Raw genomic sequence first — 18,374 nt, forward strand, 5'->3', positions numbered from 1 at the left:
CCCACGGCGAAACTGAAGTCGTTTGCAATGACAAAAAGCGTCAGTCGCGCTGGAAATGCGCGTAGACGAGCCGCGCCGTCGCCTTATTGACGCCGGGGACCTTTTCGAGGTCCGAAAGCGCGGCTTTCGAGACAGCCTTCGCCGACCCGAACGCCAGGAGCAGCGCGCGTTTGCGCGCCGGCCCCACGCCGGCGATCTCGTCGAGCGGATTCTTGGTGAACTCCTTCTTGCGCCGCGCGCGATGCGTGCCGATGGCGAAACGATGCGCTTCGTCGCGCAGGCGCTGGATGAAATAGAGCGCGGGATCGTGCGGCGGCAGCCGGAACGGCTCTCGTCCTTCGACGAAGAATGTTTCGCGCCCGGCGTTGCGATCTGCGCCCTTGGCGATCGACGCGATCGCCACCCCTTCGACTCCGAGTTCGCGCAAGACGTCGCGCGCCACGTCGAATTGGCCGCGTCCGCCGTCGATGAGAATGAGATCGGGCTTTGCCGGAAAAGCCTCGCGATCCTGCTCCGTTTCTCCATCCCTGGCGAGCCGCGCGAACCGGCGCGTGAGCACCTCGCGCATCATGCCGAAGTCGTCCCCCGGCGTGATCTCCGCGCTCCTGATGTTGAAGGTGCGGTAGTGGGCTTTCATGAATCCGGCGGGGCCGGCCACGACCATCGCGCCGATCGCCTGCGCGCCGCCGATGTGGGAATTGTCATAGACTTCGATGCGCCGCGGCGTCGCGGCCAGACCAAAGGCCTGGCCGAGCGCGGCGAGCAGGCGCTGCTGGCTCGCGTCTTCGGCGAGCTTGCGGCCGAGCGCCTGCCGCGCGTTCTGAAGCGCGTGGTCCACGAGTTCGCGCTTCTCGCCCCGCTGCGGCGCGAGCACTTCGACGCGGCGGCCAAGCCGCGCGGTCAACACTTCTTCAAGCAGCGCGCTGTCCTCGATCGGATGCGAGAGAAAGACGCAGCGCGCCGAAGGGCGCTCCTGATAGAATTGCGCGAGAAAGGCGTCGAGGACTTCGGATTCGGACAGTGTCGCGTCGGCGCGCGGGAAGTAGGAGCGATTGCCCCAGTTCTGATAGGCGCGAAAGAAGAACGCTTCGACGCAGAAGCGTCCGGCGTCCTTGGCGATGGCGAAGACGTCGGCTTCTTCGACGCTGCGTGGATTGATACCCTGCGCCCCTTGAACGGCTGAAAGCGCCGAGATTCGGTCGCGCAGTCGCGCCGCGCGCTCGAATTCCAGCCGCTCGGAGGCTTCGGTCATTTCGCGCGCCAGCTGTTCGCGGACGTTGCGACTTTTGCCGGAGAGGAAATCCCGCGCCTCTCGCACGAGCTCGGCGTAATCTTCCATGGAGATTTCGCCGGTGCACGGGCCCGAGCAGCGTTTGATCTGATAAAGCAGGCACGGACGCGTGCGATTGTCGAAAAAGCTTTGCGAGCAGGATCGTAGAAGAAATGCGCGCTCCAGCGCGTTCAGCGCCCGATTGACCGCCCAGACGCTGGCGAAGGGGCCGAAATAGTCTCCCTTGCGCGCGCGGGCGCCCCGGTGTTTTAGAATTTGCGGCGCATCGTGATCCATGGCGATCAGAATGTAGGGGAAGGATTTATCGTCGCGCATCAGCACGTTGAAGCGCGGCTTCAACTGCTTGATGAGATTCGCTTCCAAAAGCAGCGCGTCGGTTTCGGTCTCGACCGAGATGAACACCATCGTCGTCGTGGCCGAGATCATTCGCGCGATGCGATTCACGTGACCCGCAAGACGCGTATAGCTCGCGACGCGCTTGCGCACATTTTTCGCCTTGCCGACGTAGAGCACCTCGCCGCTTTCAGCGATCATGCGATAGACGCCGGGTCCGTTCGGCGCGTGCCGCCAATGCTTCTTGATGACGTCGACGCCGCGCTTGACGCTTTCAGGCGTCTCGGGTGGTTCGGCTCCCGTATCGCACGGCTCCGCCTCTGCCTTCGCCGCGACCTCGGGCGCATCAAAGACGTCGCCTTCTTCAGGGGGGAGATCGCGCGGATTTGCGTGAGCGGTCATTCACCTAGATCTATTCGCCGCCGGCCGCGATGGAAAGACTCGCTGGAGGCGACCGTCCGGACCAAAGTTCTGTGCAGAACCTCGAGCCAGCGCGCATTTCCCCGGCGCGCCGCCTTGCGCCCGCCTGACCGTCTGGCCACAGTCCTGCAAAGCTTGGGCTGCGACGATCAGGGGACGGCATGCAGGCGGCGAGGATCACCGTTGGCGCGGTCCTGTTTCCGGCGCTGGCGCTGGGGCTGGCCGGCGTTTTTCTGTTTGGCGAACGCTGGATCTCGCAAATTCCAGCGTCCATCGATTTCGTTCCGCCGACTTTCGCGGCGGTCTTGTTGATCGGAGGCGTCTTCGCCGCCTTGCAGCACGCCGAAATTCTAGGCGCCAGGACGGGCGAACCCTATGGCACGCTCGTCCTCACCATCGCCGTGACATTTATCGAGGTCGCGATCATGGCCTCGATGATCGAACATGGCGACGAAGATCCGACCGAAGCGCGCGAGGCGGTTTTCTCCGCAATCATCATCGTTTGCAACGGCCTCGTCGGCCTCTGCCTTCTGCTCGGCGGCTTCCGACACCACGAGCAGGAACTCCAGCCGATGGCGACGAGCGCCTATCTGGCGATCCTGATCGCGCTTTCCGTTCTTACGCTCATTCTGCCTGATTATACGACGTCGAGCTACGGACCTACTCTGTCTACAACTCAGCTCATTTTCGTCAGCGTTCTGTCGGTGCTGCTCTACGGCGCATTTCTTTTCATCCAGACCGTGCGGCACCGGTCCTATTTCATCGACGTGCATGTCGCCGCCGTGGGCCACGGCGAGACGAAGCCTTCGCGCGCCATGACGATCTTCGCAGTTGTGGGGCTGGGCGCCAGTCTGCTTGGCGTCTCGCTTCTCGCGGAACGCGTCATTCCCGGTCTTGAAGAGGCGCTTCGCTGGGGGGGCGTCGACGACGTGAACCGGGTGACCGGCGCGGCCGTGGCGATGCTGGTCCTGCTTCCAGAATCCATGAACTCCATCCGCGCCGCGACGCGTAACGCGCTTCAGACAAGTCTGAACGGCGCGCTCGGCTCCGTCGTCGCGACGATCGGGCTCACGGTTCCCGCCGTGGCGCTGTTGAGCGTCGCGACGAACCGGGAGATCGTCTTCGGTCTCGAAAAACGCGACACCGTCTTGCTGCTGCTGACATTGCTGCTCAGCGTTGTAAGCTTCGGCGCCGGCCGCACGAATCTCATGACCGGGCTGGTGCATCTCGTCGTTTTTGCGACATATGTTTTTCTATTGTTTGTGCCCTGATCTTCAGACAAAGAGCGCCAATGAACGACCATAATCCGATCTTGTATTACGCGCCGCGCACGCGGGCTTCAGGCGTGCTGACTCTGCTTGAGGAACTCGACGTTCCCTACGAGCTGCGCGTATTGAATTTCCAGCTTGGCGAACAACGCAAGCCGGAATACCTCGCCGTCAATCCGCTCGGAAAAGTGCCGGCCATCATTCACAATGGCGCGCTCGTGACGGAGCTTGGCGCGATTTTCATCTATCTTGCCGACGCCTTTCCGCAGAAAGGTCTCGCGCCGGCTATTGGCGACGCCTTGCGCGGGCCTTATCTGCGCTGGCTCGTGTTCTACGGGTCGGCGTTCGAGCCTGCGATCGTCGATCGTTCGATGAAGCGCGAGCCGGCGCCCGCAAGCAGAAGTCCCTACGGGGATTTCGATGGCGTCATGGCGCTGATCAACGCGCAATTGACGCAAGGCCCCTATCTCTTCGGCGAGCGCTTCACCGCCGCCGACATTCTTTGGGGTGGCGCGCTGCGGTGGACCGTCGGTTTTGGCCTTGTTCCCGAAAGCGCGCACATCTCCGCCTATATCGAGCGCGTGACGTCGCGTCCATGCTTTGCGCGCGTTGCGCAGACTGACGAAGAGCTGCTCAAGATTCATGAAGCGGCCGCCGGGAGCAGATGATCTCGAACTTCACCAATCGATCGGCGTTTCCCCGTGCGCGATCAGGTAAGCGTTCGCCCTCGAGAAATGCTTGCAGCCGAAGAAGCCGTTGTTGGCCGAAAGCGGCGAGGGATGCGCGCATTCAAGCACGAGATGTTTGCGCCGATCGATACTCGCGCCCTTGCGCCGGGCGTAGGCGCCCCACAGCATGAACACGACGCCTTCGCGTTCGCACGATAGCGCGCGAATGGCGGCGTCGGTGAATTGCTCCCAGCCCTTGTTCTGATGCGAGCCGGCGGCGTTCTCGCGCACGGTGAGCGTCGCGTTGAGGAGCAGCACGCCCTGGCGCGCCCAGCGCGAAAGATCGGGATCGCGCGAAACCGGACGGCCGAGATCGGCTTCGATTTCCTTGAAGATGTTCTGGAGAGAGGGCGGCGGCGGCGTGTTGGCGCCGACGGCGAAGCAAAGGCCGCAGGCCTGGCCGGCGCCGTGATAGGGGTCTTGCCCGAGAATGACGGCTTTCACCGTGTCGAATGGACATTCGTCGAAGGCGCGAAAAATCTGCGACGCCGGCGGATAGATCCGGCCCGCGACGTATTCGCCGCGGACAAATTCCCGCAGCGCGCGAAAATAGGGCTGGTCGAATTCCGCAGCGAGATGTTTGCGCCAGCTTTCTTCGAGACGGACGGGTTTGGTCATTTTGAAGCAAGATCGCGGTTGTCGACAGGAGGCGTTCGCTTGGGAGATAAAGCTAACTTGCGATATAATGCCAACATGGCGTTGGTGAATAACATTTGGTGTTGTTGCTGCCTGGAGGCGGCCCATGGCGAAAGAAGTTTCCCGAAGCGAATCGCTGATTGCGGGCGCAGGCTGGCTGGCGTTGATTATTGGCGGGCTCATCGCCGCGCCGTATGTCGTCGGCTACGGAATCGCGTTCGGAGGATATGTTCCCTATGGAGTCGTCTGCAATACAAAAGACGATCTGTTTTCTGGACGGATTGATCCACGCAATTACGCAACTTTCCTCATGAATCGCGGATGCGACTACAACGCGGAGATAATGCGCATCCTCGTCGATCCAACCTTCAAAGACGTCGATGCGCATAGGGTCATAGGCATCATAAAAAGCGGCGCCACACCCGACAACTCCGCTCACGAAATTTTGGTTGCGGATGTCGTAAAAGGCGTCAGCAGGACCTTCAAGGCTCCCGAAACTGAAGATTCATGTGGGAGAGGTGAAGCGTCTGCTTATTGTGCTTCGAACCGCTTCTGGGGCGACGACATCATCTCAAGTTTTTTCGCAAATGTTTCGGCCTCCTACCTGACGTACTTTCTGCCGAGAATGTCCGACGCGATTTTCGATGGCGCGAACTTGCTTATCAATTTCAGTCGCTTGGGGACGGTTTTCGGCGCCGGATTGTTTGTTGGATATGCGCTCGTCATCGGGATCGTCAGTGGATTTGCGATCCGGATGGTCGGCTCGATCATGAAAGGCTAGTTTTTGCAGCCGCAAGCGCTGGCGGAGCATTTGCGGTTACCGCTCATCCTCCGCAGTTTCTCGTGGCCCGCGCCTCAATCCTGCAGCGGGCCCCAGGCGGGATCGCTCGCATAGCCTGGCGTCGGGACCAGAGTCTCCGAACGGCCGAACACGTCGACCATGTGGATTTTCGGTCCGCCGCCGCCCGAAGAATCGCGGAAAAACATCAGGAAGAGACCGTTCGGCGCCCAGGTCGGCCCTTCATTGTGAAAGCCCTCGGTAAGAATGCGCTCGCCGGAACCGTCAATCTTCATGACGCCGATCGAGAAATTGCCGCCGTTCTGCTTGGTGAAGGCGATGTAGTCGCCCTTGGGCGACCAGACCGGCGTCGAATAGCGGCCGCCGCCGAATGAAATGCGCTTCGCCTCGCCGCCATGCGCGCCCATGACGTAGATCTGCTGCGAGCCGCCGCGATCGCTCTCGAAGACGATGCGCGAGCCGTCGGGCGAGTAGGAGGGCGCGGTGTCGATGGCGCCGGTGTCGGTCAGGCGCATCGTCGTGCGCGAGCGCAGATCCATCGTGTAAAGATTGGTCGTCGAGCCCTGCGCCAGCGACATGATGATCTTCTGTCCGTCGGGCGAGAACCGCGGCGAGAAGGTCATGCCCGGAAAATTGCCGACCACTTCGCGCTGGCTGTTTTCAATATTCATCAACAGCACCTTCGGATCGCCGTCGGCGCCAAACGACATGTAGGTGACGTCGAGCGAGTTGGGCGAAAACCGCGGCGTGACGACGAGTTCGTCGCCGCGCGTCAGATAGCGCACATTCGCGCCGTCCTGATCCATCATGGCGAGGCGCTTGCGCCGCCTTTCCTTGGAGCCGGTTTCATCGACAAAGACGACGCGCGTGTCGAAAAATCCCTTCTCGCCAGTGATGCGGGAAAAAACCGCGTCAGAGAGAAGATGCGCGACGCGCCGCATATTGGCGGCCTCGGTGACATATTGCTGGCCCGCGACTTGTTCGCCCGTCGTCACGTCGAAGAGTCGGAACTCCGTTTTCAGCCTGCCGTCGCCGGCGCGTTGGGAGCGACCCGTGAGGACAAATTGCGCGTTCACCGCCTTGAAGGCGGCGAGATAGGGCGCGGCGTCCGGCGGCGCGGCGTTCGCGGGCAGGGCGCCCGGGTCGATCGGATTCAAGAACACCGAGCGCTTGAAGTTGTTGAGCGTCACGGAGGTCACGGTGCGCGCGGCGTCGTCGCCGACGAAAGGCGCGACGGCGATATTGACCGGCTGAAAGCCGCCGCCCTTGAGGTCGATGATGCGTCCGGCGCGCGCCAGAGATGCGGGAAGGAACGGGGCGAACGCGGCGCCGGCGAGGAGTCCGGCGGCGGCGCGGCGGGTGAAGCAGCGTGTCATGGGCGATATCTTTCAAGCATCGGCGTGAAGAAAGCGTAGCGCTTTGCGGCGATGGACGAAGTTGTTGGATGCGGCGTTTCAGCCCCCTCCCTGTCCCTTCCCCGCTTCGCTTCGCTCGCGGGAGAGGGGACGCTCACGATCGGCGTTTGCGCGAGGCCGATGAAGCACAGTGTTTGCTCCCTCTCCCGCGAGAGCGGGGGAGGCCTAGGGAGGGGGTGAAGCCTTTCGCCACGAACGAACCAGCTCACTAATTCGAATCCTGGAAGCGGATCGTGACTTCGCGCAGAGCCTCTTCGTAGTAGGGCATGAACTCGGGCGGTATCCGCATCGGGCTGCAGCGGCGCACCGCCTGCATCGCCTGTTCGCCGCGGGCGTGTTCGGTCGGGCTCGCCGAGGCGTTCAGCAGTTTCGGACGCCCTTCGAGTTCGCCGTCGCGCGAAAGATGGAACTCCACGATCGGCGCATAAGTCTGCCCGCCGAGCGACAATCCAGACGCCCAGCAAGGGTAATAGTGATCGTGGATATAGGCGGCGATGCGCGCCTCCATCGAAGCCGACATGCTGGCGGCCGCTCCCGTTGGCGCGCCGAGCGCCGCCGCCTGCGTCGCTCGGCCGGTCGCGGCCTTGCGTTGCGGCGCTTCGCGGCTCAGCAATTTCGAGATGCTCGCGGCGTCGAATTTTGACTTCGGCGCATTCTCCTCGCCCGACTTCGGCTTCGACTCCTTGACGGCCTTTTCGGCGAGTTCGCCGATCGATGTCTCAGGCTCAGGCTTGTCCTGCGGCTTTTTGCTGTCGAGCAGCTTCGCCACCTCGTCGATCTTGAGCCGCTCTTTCGGTTTCGCCGTCGCCGCCGCGTCCTTTGCCGAATTGTCCGGCTTGGACCGGGTCGGCGGCTTCGGCTTCACGACTTCGGCGTCTTCGGGTTCTTTCTTCTCGGGCTCTTTTTTGTCGGGTTCCGGCGCCGCGGCCTTAGGCTTCGCAACCGGTTTGGGCTCGGGTTGCTTTTCCACAGGCTTTGGCGGCGGCTCCGGCTTCGGCGGCAGCGCGGCCACGCGCTTGGGCGGCGTCGGCGGCGCATCGTCGGCGGTCGGCTGCGGCAGCGGACGCACGGGCGGCGGCGGCGTCGCTATGTCCTTCTTGGCCTGCGCGAGCGGCGGCTCGGGCTTCGTCTCAACTTCGGGCGCGACCTTGTCGACGCGCGGGGTGGGCTTGATCTCGCGCGCGGTTTTCTCGCCCTTCATGATCTGGGTGAGTTCGCTGTCGGTGACGATGTCGACCGGAACCATCTCCACCGCATCGTCGAATTTCTTGGCGTCGGAAAACAGGACAAACGCCGCCAGAAGCAATCCAGCGTGGATCGCCGAGGAGAGAGGAAAACCAGGTTCGGAGCGCGAAATTTTCACTTCCGCTCAGCTCACTTTTTCTCCTGCTCCGTCACCAGCGCGACCTTCTTGTAGCCGGCGCTGATAACAAGCGACATCACTTCGGCGACGCGGCCGTAGTTCACCGCCTTTGAGCCACGCACATAGATGCGTTCGTCGAATCCCTGCTTCACGGCGTCCTTCAGCCTGTCGAGCAACTGGGTCGTTTCGACCGGTTGATCCATTAGGAACACCTGTCCCTTATCGTCGATGGCGATCGAAACCGGCTTCTGGTCAATGTTGAGCGCGCCGGCTTTGGTTTCCGGAAGATCGACGGCGACGCCGGTGGCGAGCAGCGGCGCCGCCACCATGAAGATGATGAGCAGCACCAGCATGACGTCGATGAACGGCGTCATGTTGATTTCGGCCATGGCGCCGTAGCGCGGCACGCCGCGTCGCCGCCTGCCGCCCTTGCGTCCCGGGGTCGAGAGGGAAGCGCCCATGCCTGCTCCTTACGCCGCGCGGTCGCGGTTCGAGGACGCCGCGTGTTGGTCGATCTGCCGCGACAGGATCGCGGAAAACTCGTCGGCGAAGCTTTCCATGCGCGCCTGCGACTTGGCGACGTCGCCCTGCATCTTGTTGTAGGCGATCAGCGCGGGAATCGCGGCGAAAAGACCGATCGCGGTGGCGAGCAGCGCTTCGGCGATGCCGGGCGCGACGACGGCGAGCGAGGTGTTTTTCGAGGCCGCGATCGAGCGGAACGACGTCATGATGCCCCAGACCGTGCCGAACAGGCCGATGAAGGGCCCGGCCGACGCCACGGTGGCGAGCACGAGCAGATTGGATTCAAGCTTTTCCACCTCGCGGGCGATGGAGACGTCGAGCACCTTCTCGATCCGCGCCTGCAGGCCCATGAAGGAGGCGCTGGCGCCCGCCTGGAAGGAGCGCTTCCATTCCCGCATGGCGGCGACGAAAAGCGTCGCCGTGCCGGTCTGCGGCCGCTCGGAGAGCTTGCCGTAAAGCTCTTCGAGCGAATTGCCCGACCAGAAGTTTTCCTCGAAGCGATCCATCGAGCGGCGCATGCGCGCGAAGAGCAGCGTCTTGTCGATGATGATCGCCCAGCACCAGACCGAGGCGGCGAGCAGTCCGACCATGACGATCTTGACGACGATATGCGCGCCCCAGAACATGCTCCAAATCGTAATGTCGGCGGCGGGGGCGGCGAGAGGGCTCGCGGCGATCTCGGCTGGATTCATGATTTGTCCTTGAGTCGGCAGGCGCTCTGCGGCGGCTTTGGCTGCGACGCCCGGTCTATCGCCCGCAATTTCGCCATTTGTGGGGCTGCGATGCGCCGCACAACAAACCATAGGGAGGACCGGTTAACAAGGTGTGAGGGTTAAGCAAAGCTTAGCCAAGCGGAATGGGTTCTGGCGGCGTCTCACTCATTAAGCCGATAAATCCACCAGCCCTTGTGCTGATAGACGAGGGAAAATCGCGTGAGGGGCGAGGGCAGGGAGGTGGAGAACGGCAATAGCCGCGCAATCAGCCTGTCGCCGTCGCTCTTGCGCTGGAAATAATGCAGCCGCGTCGCGCCGCCCATCGGTTCGACGGCGAAGCCGCTTTCGATCTTCTGATCGCGCATCCATTGTTGCGCGGATTTGATGAGGCCGTGCGAAACGCCGGTCGCGGCGAAATCCTTATAGGCGATGGAGAGCTGTTGCGGCCGTGCGGCGGCGAGCATCCACGCGTCCGAAATGCGCACGGCGACATAGGCGGACTTGCCGTCGGCGAGTTTTTTCAACACCTCGCTCGCGCGCGCCTCATCGGAGTCGAGCAACGCGTCCATGAAACGCGTGAAGCTGTTCGCTGACGAAGTCGGGACTCCCGCGCCCCATCGCGCGCGCTCGGCCGCCCCTGCGGCCGACCAGGCGGCCGGCAACAGCAGTCCGCGCGCCTCTGCGTCGTCGAGCGGCGCGGCGCGGCCGGCGACAAGCCGAATCGCGCGCGAGAAGTCCCACCACGCCAGCACGACGGCGTCCTGCGGCGTATGTTCGCGGATTGCGGCGAGAACCTTCGCCGCATCGGCTGCTGAAACCTCTGCGAAGAAGATCGGCTCGGTGACCTGATTGCGCCACGTGAGCGGCGTCAGTCGGCCTGCTTCATCGCGCGCGACGACGCCAGTGGCGAGAGGGCGGCGCTCGTCCTTCGCCGACACCTCGATCTGCTGGAGGCGCTCGGGCGTGAGTCCGAAGCCTTCGACATCCTTCGCCGCGTCCGCCGAGATCGGCCCGAGCCGTGTTTCAAACGGCGCGGTGGGATTGAGCCCGGCGTAGATCGCCCAGCCGAGCAGGGCGAAGCCGAAGACGATGAGGGCGACGCCGGCGATGAGCCGAATGCGGGGAGTCATGCGCGTCCACTGTCAGAGGTCATTGCCGCACCCGAATGTCATTCCCGCGAAAGCGGGAATCCAGAGCTACTGCGAAACGTTTCGCGGCGCCCTGGATTCCCGGTCGCGCTTCGCGCGCCGGGAATGACATCGGATACGCTTAGCGGCCCTTGCGGTCACGACGCATGAGCAGCCCGGCGCCGGCAAGCATGGCGAGGACGCCCAGACCGCCGGCCCAGGCGCGGCGCGCCGGCGAGTCGAGATCGAGGTCGCCGCGCTTCTCGCCGGAGATGCGCTTCAGCTCGGCGCGAATTTCGGCGGCTTCGCGCAGCTTCGTATCCTCGTCGTTGATCTTCGCCGCCGCGCCGATGAGCTGCGACCAGCCTTCGGTATAGGTGTAGCCGCCGGGGTTCATATGCGCGAGCCCCTTGTAGTGCTTGATCTGATGGTGCTCCCACATGTCGGCGAAGACATATTCGATGGCGCTCGGATTATTGCCCTTCTGCCAGAAGAGCTGGAAGAAGCCGCCTGCGTCGTCCTTCTCGGGCGCCGGCGGCGCCGGACGGTTCGTCGTCTGACCCGGCAGCAGCTTGTCGTTGTAGAGCTTCACCAACACGCTCCGCGCCCTCTCTGTGATGTCGAGTCCGGAGACGATGCCCTTGTCCATGCCGTCGAGATAGGCGCGCGCGAAACTGTCGGAGTGACAGTTGGAGCAGGTCGAAACCCACGATTCCTTGCGTTGCGTGAACCAGGGGTGGTTAAGGTTTTCCGCGATCTTCGGCATCGGCACGAAGGCCCAGCGCGACTTGCGCACCATGTTGTGCGTGAACTTCCCCTGATACTCCATGTGGCAGAAGGCGCAGGTCGGGGCGTTCATATTGCCCTTTTCCATCGCGTCGGCGAGGCGGACGTTCCAGTCCCATGTGTCGCCGCGCGTCTGATAGATCGTCCCGTGCTTCGACAGCATGTAGCCTTCGAATTCATTGTGATCGACGCCATTGTGGCAGATGGCGCAGGCCTGCGGCTTACGCGCCTGCACGGCCGAGAATTCGTGGCGCGTGTGGCAGGAGTTACACGTCGTCTGCGGCGTGTGGCAGAAGGTGCAGCCTTCCGCGACTTCGCGCTGCTCCATCGCCGCCCACACGGCGTTCTCGACATTGGCCTTCATCGAGAGCGCGTGCGACGGATGGCCCGGCTTCCACTGATCCTGCGGCCAGGTGAAGGTGTCGCGTTCTGATTCGCGTTCGGCGAACTGCTGCACATGGCATTGTCCGCAGGCGGCCGCGTCGGGCATGCGCAATTCAGTTTTATGCTGGCCATGGTCCTTGCCGACGCCCATATGGCAGTCGATGCAGCCGACCTCTTTCAGCGGTTCGCCGTTCTTGAGCGTTCCCATTGAGCGGAGATTGTTCTCGACCTCCGTGATCATCGCCTTCTTATAGGCGCGCGCATCCGAGTCCGGCAGATTGCGAATCGCGTCGAGATTGCCGTGCACGCTGCCCTTCCAGCTATGCGTCCAGCCGGGCGTCACTTGGCTGTGGCATTCGACGCATTGCGCGCGCTGCGCGTCGACGTCGATCGTCTGCGGCGGCTTATAGAAATCGTGCGGATTGAGATATTTCGAGATCGGGATCGGCTCCCAATATTTCGAGAACGAGCCTTTGCCGGCGCCTTGCGATTCGTCGTAGTAGCGCTTGGTCAGCGCGTCATAGAGCTCCTTGGGCGAGGCGGTCTTCGCAAGACCCAGCGCCTTGAAGGTTTCATCCGGCGTATCCGCAAGGGCCGGCGCGGAGAGGACAAAGGTCACGGCGAACGCGAGAATCAGCGCGAGGCGAGCCGCGTAATGAGAAACCCTCTGTGAATTCAGCATGCTCTCCCTCGCCCCTTCTGCGTCTGGCTGCATTGTCGGGGCCGAGGCAGCCAGAGGAAAGGACCACAGGCTTCCCCCCCGATGAGGCCACCCCCTCAGGCGCCTTATGGCTCGTCAAAGCGCTGCCTGACGATAAATGATGACTTTAGGAGAAGCCATGACGACGCGTTGGTTCCCCTCAGCTTTGACGACCGCCGAGGCGCCGCCCGGCATGCGCATCTATGCGATCGGCGACGTTCACGGCCGCGCCGATCTTCTGCACGTTCTCGCCGAAGCGATCGTCGAAGATCTCGCGGCGCGCCGCTGCGAACAGGCGGTCACCGTGTTCGTCGGGGATTACGTCGACCACGGACTTGGCTCCAACGGCGTGTTGAAGCGCCTGGCTTCAGGGGATTTTCCGACGCCCGTCGTGACCCTGCGGGGTAATCACGAAGAAACGATGCTGCGCTTCATCAACGACGCGGCGGCGCTCGACGATTGGGTCAGCAGCGGCGCGCTGATGACGCTGCATTCCTATGGCGTCGACACTGGCGAGGAGGTGGCGAAAGGCGGAGCCTCACAGGTGCGCGTCAAATTTCTCGCGCATTTCCCGGATGAACATCGCCGCTTCATCGAAGAAACGCGGCTGTGGGCGGAATATGGCGGCTATTTCTTCTGTCACGCCGGCGTGCGGCGCAGCGCGCCGCTGCATTTGCAGACTCCCCACGATCTGATGAATATCCGCGAGGGGTTTCTCGACTGCGGCGAGTCCTTCGGCAAGGTGATCGTGCATGGGCACACGCCGCATAACAACGTCGAGGATTTGCCCAACCGGATCAATCTCGATACGCATGCGTTCAAGACCGGCGTATTGACGGCGGTGGCGCTGGACGGCGCCGAGCGGCGGTTTATTCAGACCGCGTGAGGCGTCATCCGACGCGCAGCTCGAAGGCGTTTTCGAGATGGCGCGGCAGCCGGCCCGGCGCAACGAAGATCGCGTCGGCGCGCAGCGTGTAGGCCATCGCCCAAGGGTTCGCGGCGAGCCAGCGGCCCACAGCCTGCGAGAAGCGGCGGTGTTTTTGCGGCGTGATGGCGATGGCCGCGTCCTCGAGATCGGCGCGCGCCTTCACTTCGACGAAAACGATCGTGCGGCCGCGTTTCGCGATAATGTCGATTTCGCCGCCATGCGCGCGAAAATTACGCGCCAGAATTTGATAGAGCCGCGCCCGCAGCCACAGCGTCGCCGCCGTCTCGGCGCGAAGGCCGTAGACATAGGCGGCGCGTCGGGCGTCGTGCTTTGTCTCGCTCACAATGAAACGGGCGCGATCACCATGCCCCCTCCCTGTCCCTCCCCCGCTGCGCGGGAGAGGGGACCCTAACGACGCAGATTGTGCAGTTTCATTGCAGAGACCCGAGTCGGACTCCCTCTCCCGCGAAGCGGGGGAGGGTTGGGGAGGGGGCGCAAGTTCATCTTACTTCCCCCGTCCCGCCGCCAGCTCCAGCGCCCGCGCGTAAACCTGTCGGCGCGGCTGGCCCGTGGCCGCCGATACCACGCTCGCCGCGTCCTTCACCGAATGCGCCGTGAGCGCCTCTTCGATTTTGGCGTCGAGATCGGCGGCCGCAGTCAGCGCCGCGTCCGCGCCCGGCGGGGCGACGAGCAGCACGATCTCGCCCCTTGGCGGCTCCTCTTCGGCGAGCGTCGCCGCTAGGTCGTCGAGCGTCCCGCGCCGGACCGATTCGAACATTTTGGTCAGTTCGCGGGCGATCGCCGCATTGCGCTTGCCGAGAATCGCCGCGCAATCGGCGAGCGTTTCGGCCAGCCGCCGCGGGCTTTCGAAAAACACCAGCGTTCCGGGAATAGGCGCGAGTTCCGCGAGCCGCGCCCGCCGCGGGCCGCTTTTATGCGGCAGAAAGCCCTCGAAAAAAAAGCGGTCGGTCGGCAATCCGGCGACGACCAGCGCCGCGAGCACGGCGGAAGGGCCGGGCACCGACGTCACATGCACGCCTTTCTCGAGCGCCTCTTGGACAAGGCGAAAGCCCGGATCGGAGACGAGCGGCGTGCCGGCGTCGGAGACGAGCGCGAGCTTCGCCCCTGCCTCCAGACGCGCCAGAAGGTGAGGGCGGATCACCCTGGCGTTGTGCTCGTGATAGGCGATCAGCGGCGTCGAAATCCCGTAATGCGCAAGGAGCGTTTTTGTGACCCTTGTGTCCTCGGCGACCACCGCGTCCGCTGCGGCGAGGGTCGAGAGCGCGCGAAACGAAACGTCCTTCAGATTGCCGATCGGGGTCGCGACAAGGTGCAGTCCCGGCTCGATTCTCTCGGCTTCGGCGCGCAGGCCAAAGGCGGTGTAGCTCGCAGCAGGCGGAGAGAGGGCCTCGATGGTCATGCGTGTCGCCGATCTTCGTTCGTTTTAAGATACTAGATGTTCGTTTAAGAGGACAAGCGCCAACTGCGCGCCAGCCGCAATTCCTCCAAATGGACCGTCTATTGACTTTCGGCTAGGGACTCGGACCCTTAGCGCACAATAGCCGCGCCATGGCGGGAGCCCTGGGCGCCGCAGGGGGTTTTCATGTCGACATTGTCTTCTCGCGCGCGCGCCGGCGCGTTCACGCGCGGCGCCGTGACGAAGCGCGCTGCGCTCGTCGGCCTTGCAGCCACGCTCGCCGCCTGCAGTCCGACGAGCGGGCCCTGGGCGCCTGGCGCGCGTGATCTAAAGCTCAGCGGCGCGACCCAGGTCGCTCCCGCGGAGGGCGAGACGATCGGAACAGGCGCGGTGAAAATCGCGCTGATCGTGCCGCTGACGGGCCCCTCGGGTCCATCCTCCGTCGGCGCTTCGCTGCTCAACGCCGCAAAGCTCGCCTATGCCGACAGCGGCGCCAATGACGTGACGATCCTCGTCAAGGACGATCGCTCGACGCCGTCGGGCGCCGCCGCGGCGACTCAGTCCGCCATCAACGAGGGCGCCGAAGTTATTTTGGGACCGGTGTTCGGCGCCGGCGTCAAGGAGGCCAGCCGCGTCGCGCGCTCCGCCAACAAGCCGATGATCGCCTTTTCGACGGACTCCTCGGCCGCGGGCCGCGGCAGCTATCTCTTGTCCTTCCCGGTCGAGGGCTATGTTGACCGGGGCGTCAGCTTCGCGTCGCAGCACGGCAAGAAATCGATTGCGGCGCTGGTGCCCGAAAACGATTACGGCACGCTGGCGATGGCGCAGTTTCAGCAGAGCGCCGCGACTTACGGCATCCGCGTGCCGGTCATCGAGCGCTACAAGCCCGGCGCGCCCGGCGAGTCGGTGAAACGTCTGGCCGCCGCGCGTGATCAGTTCGACGCGCTGTTCATTCCCGAGCAGGCCGAGCAGATGCAGGCGGTGTCGAAGGAGCTCGTGGCGAATGGCATCGACTCAAAGAAGGTGCAGATTTTCGGCACGGGCCTGTGGAACGACGCGCGCACGCTGAGCCTGCCGGCGCTGCAGGGCGCCTGGTTCACGGCGCCGGAGAACGCTGGCTTCAACGCTTTCGCGCAGCGCTACAAGGCGAAATACGGGTCCGACCCGGCGCGCGTCGCGACGCTCGCCTATGACGCGGTGTCGCTCGCCATCGCGCTGTCGCGTTCGCAAGGGTCGCAACGCTATTCGGAAAGCGTGCTGACCAATCCTTCCGGCTTCAACGGCGCCGACGGCGTCTTCCGCTTCAAGCCGGACGGCGGCAATGAACGCGGATTGTCGGTGCTGGAGATCGGCGGCGGTTCGGCGAAGATCATCTCGCCCGCGCCGCGCAATTTCACCGGCAACGGCGCGTAGCGGTTCGTTTCGCTCATCCTTCGCGACGCGCCATTCCGGCGCTCTAAATATGAGTAAGCTCAGTCAGCATTCATTGATTTCTAGTGGAGGATATCATGGCGACCAACCGCACGAACGTCTATTCGCCCTCGGAATTCCTGGAACGCCAGAGCGGTGACGCCTGTCTGCTCCCGCTGACCGTTGTCGGCGTCTCAAAGCCAGGCGCAGACAAGAACTCCATTCTGTTCGCGCTGGATGTCGCGCGGGATGTCTGGATTAACGTGCCAATCGCGCTTGTCGAAAACGTCGAGGTTTTGGGAGACGCGAAATGCGGCGCGGACAGCTATCCGCATGTCCGCCTGCGCATGAAGGATCCGAGTTCGCCCGAAGGTCAGGCCTTCGCCGCCTTCTTCAAGGGGATGGAGACCGCGCTTTTCGCGGTGATGCGCAAGGTGACGCCCATCTTGCAAGCGGCGGGAGAGGCGGGCCTGCGCGACGCGTGCCACGATTGCATTCATGCGTGCACGCTGATCGTTCTTCCGCCGGACGATCCCTTCGCGCAGATCACCTGCATGCTGAATTGCAGCGCCTGCCCCTGACAAATGCTTAGAGCAGGTTCCGAAAAAGTTGTCAGACTTTTTCGATGAGAACCTGCTCCACCATTTTGATTTCGAGCGATTCCTTATCGATCACATGATTGCACGTGATCGGGAAGCGCTCTAGGCGGTCGCGCTTTCGCCGGCGATCTTGCCGAAATCGGCGACGCCCATCATCACGCGGCGCAGTTCGGCAAGCAGCCGCAACCGGTTCAAGCGCAGATCGGCGTTGTCGGCGTTGACCGTCACATCGTCGAAGAAGACGTCGACCGGCTCGCGAAGTTTTGACAGCGCGCGCATGGCGCCGGCGAAATCTTCCTTCGCAAGATGTTCGGCAGTCTCTTCGCGCGCGCGGGCGATGGCGGCGGCAAGCTTATGTTCCTGCGGCTCGATGCGCAGGTTCGGCGCATGGCGATGCGCATAGGCGTCCGGCCCGTCCTTCTTCTCTTCGGCCTTCAGAATGTTGCTGGCGCGCTTGTAGCCGGCGAGCAGGTTCCTGCCGTCGTCGGTTGAGAGGAATGTGTCGAGCGCCTCGACTTTGCGCGTGATCATGAGCAGATCGTCCTGTAGCGGCGCTTCCCCTCCCCCTTGCGGGGAGGGGCTAGGGGTGGGGGTCTCTGTTTCCGCAACAGCCCCGAGCGCCGCATCTATCAGATCGTGTCGCGCCCCCTTGTCGCGCAAGTAGACCTTGAGGCGATCGATAAAAAATTCGAGGAGATCGATAGCGATCGTTCCAACCTGTTGGTCACCCACCTGTCGGACCGCCTTGCCTATCGCAATGAACTGAGCCCCTATTGGAATGTTAGCGCGTTTGGCCGCTTCTCGATCATGTTCGCGCTTTGTAGATGCGCATTGCTTTGCAATAACATCATTGTGTGGATCGAGAATCGAAAGCAACCGCAACCGCAGCTCGTTTTCCAATACGATCCTAATCACCCCCAGCGCCGCTCTGCGCAGCGCGTAGGGGTCCTTGCTGCCCGTCGGCTTTTCGTCGATCGCCCAGAAGCCGACGAGCGTGTCGAGCTTGTCGGCGAGCGCCACCGCGATCGACACGGGATCGGTCGGAATGCGGTCGTTCGGCCCTTGCGGCTTGTAATGTTCCTCAATCGCCGCGGCGACGCTGGCGTCTTCGCCTTGCGCGCTGGCGTAATAGCGGCCCATCAACCCCTGCAGTTCGGGGAATTCGCCGACCATTTCGGAAACGAGGTCGGCCTTGCAGAGCGTCGCCGCGCGTTCCGCGAGAAAGGCGTCGGCGCCGACGATCGGCGCAAGCGCCTTCGCCAGCGCCGCGATCCGCTTCACGCGTTCGCCCTGCGTCCCGAGCTTTTCGTGAAAGACGATGGCGTCGAGCTTCGGCAGGCGCGCTTCGAGCCTCGTTTTGAGATCGGTCTCGTAGAAGAATTTCGCGTCCGACAGCCGCGCGGCGATGACGCGCTCATTGCCGGAGACGACCGTCGCGCCGCCGTCCGAGGCCTCGATATTCGAGACCAGAATGAAGCGAGGCGCGAGTTCACCTCCCCCTTGAGGGGGGAGGTCGGCAGGCGAAGCCTGCCGGG

Annotated in this window: 17 protein-coding genes; 6 read left to right on the forward strand and 11 right to left on the reverse strand. The window is 63.3% G+C overall.

Annotated features, from left to right (window positions below):
- Positions 1 to 40: 40 nt before the first annotated feature.
- On the reverse strand, positions 41 to 2,026 hold the full coding sequence (uvrC, locus tag IYX23_RS14545; protein ID WP_196393450.1) for an excinuclease ABC subunit UvrC: 1,986 nt from the start codon (positions 2,024 to 2,026) through the stop codon (positions 41 to 43).
- A gap of 179 nt (positions 2,027 to 2,205) precedes the next feature.
- On the opposite strand from uvrC, the gene IYX23_RS14550 reads away from it, so the two are divergent.
- Positions 2,206 to 3,315: an ionic transporter gene (locus tag IYX23_RS14550; protein WP_196393451.1), complete on the forward strand. Its 1,110-nt coding sequence runs from the start codon at positions 2,206 to 2,208 to the stop codon at positions 3,313 to 3,315.
- 20 nt (positions 3,316 to 3,335) lie between these two features.
- Positions 3,336 to 3,980: a glutathione S-transferase family protein gene (locus IYX23_RS14555; protein ID WP_196393452.1), complete on the forward strand. Its 645-nt coding sequence runs from the start codon at positions 3,336 to 3,338 to the stop codon at positions 3,978 to 3,980.
- 9 nt (positions 3,981 to 3,989) lie between these two features.
- Here the strand turns inward: IYX23_RS14555 and ung are convergent, their stop codons facing one another.
- The gene (gene ung / locus IYX23_RS14560; protein WP_196393453.1) at positions 3,990 to 4,658 is read right to left on the reverse strand and encodes a uracil-DNA glycosylase; all 669 of its coding nucleotides are present in this window, start codon (positions 4,656 to 4,658) and stop codon (positions 3,990 to 3,992) included.
- 124 nt (positions 4,659 to 4,782) lie between these two features.
- On the opposite strand from ung, the gene IYX23_RS14565 reads away from it, so the two are divergent.
- A complete protein-coding gene (locus tag IYX23_RS14565; protein WP_196393454.1) occupies positions 4,783 to 5,457 on the forward strand; it encodes a hypothetical protein in 675 nt (224 codons plus the stop codon).
- Positions 5,458 to 5,531: 74 nt separating this feature from the next.
- Here the strand turns inward: IYX23_RS14565 and tolB are convergent, their stop codons facing one another.
- From tolB to IYX23_RS14595, 6 genes are all read right to left on the reverse strand, one after another.
- A complete protein-coding gene (tolB, locus tag IYX23_RS14570; protein WP_196393455.1) occupies positions 5,532 to 6,851 on the reverse strand; it encodes a Tol-Pal system beta propeller repeat protein TolB in 1,320 nt (439 codons plus the stop codon).
- Between the two features lie 247 nt (positions 6,852 to 7,098).
- Positions 7,099 to 8,253 (reverse strand): cell envelope biogenesis protein TolA, encoded by a 1,155-nt coding sequence (locus IYX23_RS14575; RefSeq protein WP_196393456.1) that lies wholly within the window; start codon positions 8,251 to 8,253, stop codon positions 7,099 to 7,101.
- 11 nt (positions 8,254 to 8,264) lie between these two features.
- Entirely contained in the window at positions 8,265 to 8,714 is a 450-nt protein-coding gene (locus IYX23_RS14580) for a biopolymer transporter ExbD (protein WP_196393457.1), read from the reverse strand.
- A gap of 9 nt (positions 8,715 to 8,723) precedes the next feature.
- The gene (gene tolQ / locus IYX23_RS14585; protein ID WP_196393458.1) at positions 8,724 to 9,467 is read right to left on the reverse strand and encodes a protein TolQ; all 744 of its coding nucleotides are present in this window, start codon (positions 9,465 to 9,467) and stop codon (positions 8,724 to 8,726) included.
- A 182-nt stretch (positions 9,468 to 9,649) separates the two neighbouring features.
- A complete protein-coding gene (gene haoB / locus IYX23_RS14590; protein ID WP_196393459.1) occupies positions 9,650 to 10,618 on the reverse strand; it encodes a hydroxylamine oxidation protein HaoB in 969 nt (322 codons plus the stop codon).
- Between the two features lie 139 nt (positions 10,619 to 10,757).
- Positions 10,758 to 12,467 carry a multiheme c-type cytochrome gene (locus tag IYX23_RS14595; RefSeq protein WP_196393460.1) on the reverse strand — a complete coding sequence of 570 codons (1,710 nt, stop codon included), beginning with the start codon at positions 12,465 to 12,467 and terminating at the stop codon, positions 10,758 to 10,760.
- Between the two features lie 157 nt (positions 12,468 to 12,624).
- Here IYX23_RS14595 and IYX23_RS14600 point away from each other — a divergent pair, with 157 nt between their 5' ends.
- Positions 12,625 to 13,371 carry a metallophosphoesterase gene (locus tag IYX23_RS14600; protein WP_196393461.1) on the forward strand — a complete coding sequence of 249 codons (747 nt, stop codon included), beginning with the start codon at positions 12,625 to 12,627 and terminating at the stop codon, positions 13,369 to 13,371.
- 4 nt (positions 13,372 to 13,375) lie between these two features.
- On the opposite strand, the gene IYX23_RS14605 is transcribed toward IYX23_RS14600, so the two are convergent.
- Together IYX23_RS14605 and rsmI are read right to left on the reverse strand one after the other, a co-directional pair.
- Complete coding sequence (locus tag IYX23_RS14605; RefSeq protein WP_196393462.1) at positions 13,376 to 13,756, reverse strand: YraN family protein; 381 nt, start codon at positions 13,754 to 13,756, stop codon at positions 13,376 to 13,378.
- Positions 13,757 to 13,918: 162 nt separating this feature from the next.
- Positions 13,919 to 14,833 carry a 16S rRNA (cytidine(1402)-2'-O)-methyltransferase gene (gene rsmI / locus IYX23_RS14610; RefSeq protein WP_196393463.1) on the reverse strand — a complete coding sequence of 305 codons (915 nt, stop codon included), beginning with the start codon at positions 14,831 to 14,833 and terminating at the stop codon, positions 13,919 to 13,921.
- 183 nt (positions 14,834 to 15,016) lie between these two features.
- Here rsmI and IYX23_RS14615 point away from each other — a divergent pair, with 183 nt between their 5' ends.
- Positions 15,017 to 16,243: a penicillin-binding protein activator gene (locus IYX23_RS14615; RefSeq protein WP_196393464.1), complete on the forward strand. Its 1,227-nt coding sequence runs from the start codon at positions 15,017 to 15,019 to the stop codon at positions 16,241 to 16,243.
- 95 nt (positions 16,244 to 16,338) lie between these two features.
- A complete protein-coding gene (locus IYX23_RS14620; RefSeq protein ID WP_124737809.1) occupies positions 16,339 to 16,821 on the forward strand; it encodes a hypothetical protein in 483 nt (160 codons plus the stop codon).
- 120 nt (positions 16,822 to 16,941) lie between these two features.
- On the opposite strand, the gene glyS is transcribed toward IYX23_RS14620, so the two are convergent.
- Positions 16,942 to 18,374: glycine--tRNA ligase subunit beta (glyS, locus tag IYX23_RS14625; protein WP_196398854.1), on the reverse strand; the 1,433-nt coding region annotated here is incomplete at its 5' end.

Source organism: Methylocystis sp. L43, assembly GCF_015709525.1.
In the GTDB taxonomy this organism is placed as follows: Bacteria; Pseudomonadota; Alphaproteobacteria; order Rhizobiales; family Beijerinckiaceae; genus Methylocystis.

Bases quoted from the DNA above. Each gene is read 5' to 3' on its own strand.
- uvrC (WP_196393450.1), bottom strand. From the start codon at position 2,026: ATGACCGCTCACGCAAATCCGCGCGATCTCCCCCCTGAAGAAGGCGAC.
- IYX23_RS14550 (WP_196393451.1), top strand. From the start codon at position 2,206: ATGCAGGCGGCGAGGATCACCGTTGGCGCGGTCCTGTTTCCGGCGCTG.
- IYX23_RS14555 (WP_196393452.1), top strand. From the start codon at position 3,336: ATGAACGACCATAATCCGATCTTGTATTACGCGCCGCGCACGCGGGCT.
- ung (WP_196393453.1), bottom strand. From the start codon at position 4,658: ATGACCAAACCCGTCCGTCTCGAAGAAAGCTGGCGCAAACATCTCGCT.
- IYX23_RS14565 (WP_196393454.1), top strand. From the start codon at position 4,783: ATGGCGAAAGAAGTTTCCCGAAGCGAATCGCTGATTGCGGGCGCAGGC.
- tolB (WP_196393455.1), bottom strand. From the start codon at position 6,851: ATGACACGCTGCTTCACCCGCCGCGCCGCCGCCGGACTCCTCGCCGGC.
- IYX23_RS14580 (WP_196393457.1), bottom strand. From the start codon at position 8,714: ATGGGCGCTTCCCTCTCGACCCCGGGACGCAAGGGCGGCAGGCGGCGA.
- tolQ (WP_196393458.1), bottom strand. From the start codon at position 9,467: ATGAATCCAGCCGAGATCGCCGCGAGCCCTCTCGCCGCCCCCGCCGCC.
- haoB (WP_196393459.1), bottom strand. From the start codon at position 10,618: ATGACTCCCCGCATTCGGCTCATCGCCGGCGTCGCCCTCATCGTCTTC.
- IYX23_RS14595 (WP_196393460.1), bottom strand. From the start codon at position 12,467: ATGCTGAATTCACAGAGGGTTTCTCATTACGCGGCTCGCCTCGCGCTG.
- IYX23_RS14600 (WP_196393461.1), top strand. From the start codon at position 12,625: ATGACGACGCGTTGGTTCCCCTCAGCTTTGACGACCGCCGAGGCGCCG.
- rsmI (WP_196393463.1), bottom strand. From the start codon at position 14,833: ATGACCATCGAGGCCCTCTCTCCGCCTGCTGCGAGCTACACCGCCTTT.
- IYX23_RS14615 (WP_196393464.1), top strand. From the start codon at position 15,017: ATGTCGACATTGTCTTCTCGCGCGCGCGCCGGCGCGTTCACGCGCGGC.
- IYX23_RS14620 (WP_124737809.1), top strand. From the start codon at position 16,339: ATGGCGACCAACCGCACGAACGTCTATTCGCCCTCGGAATTCCTGGAA.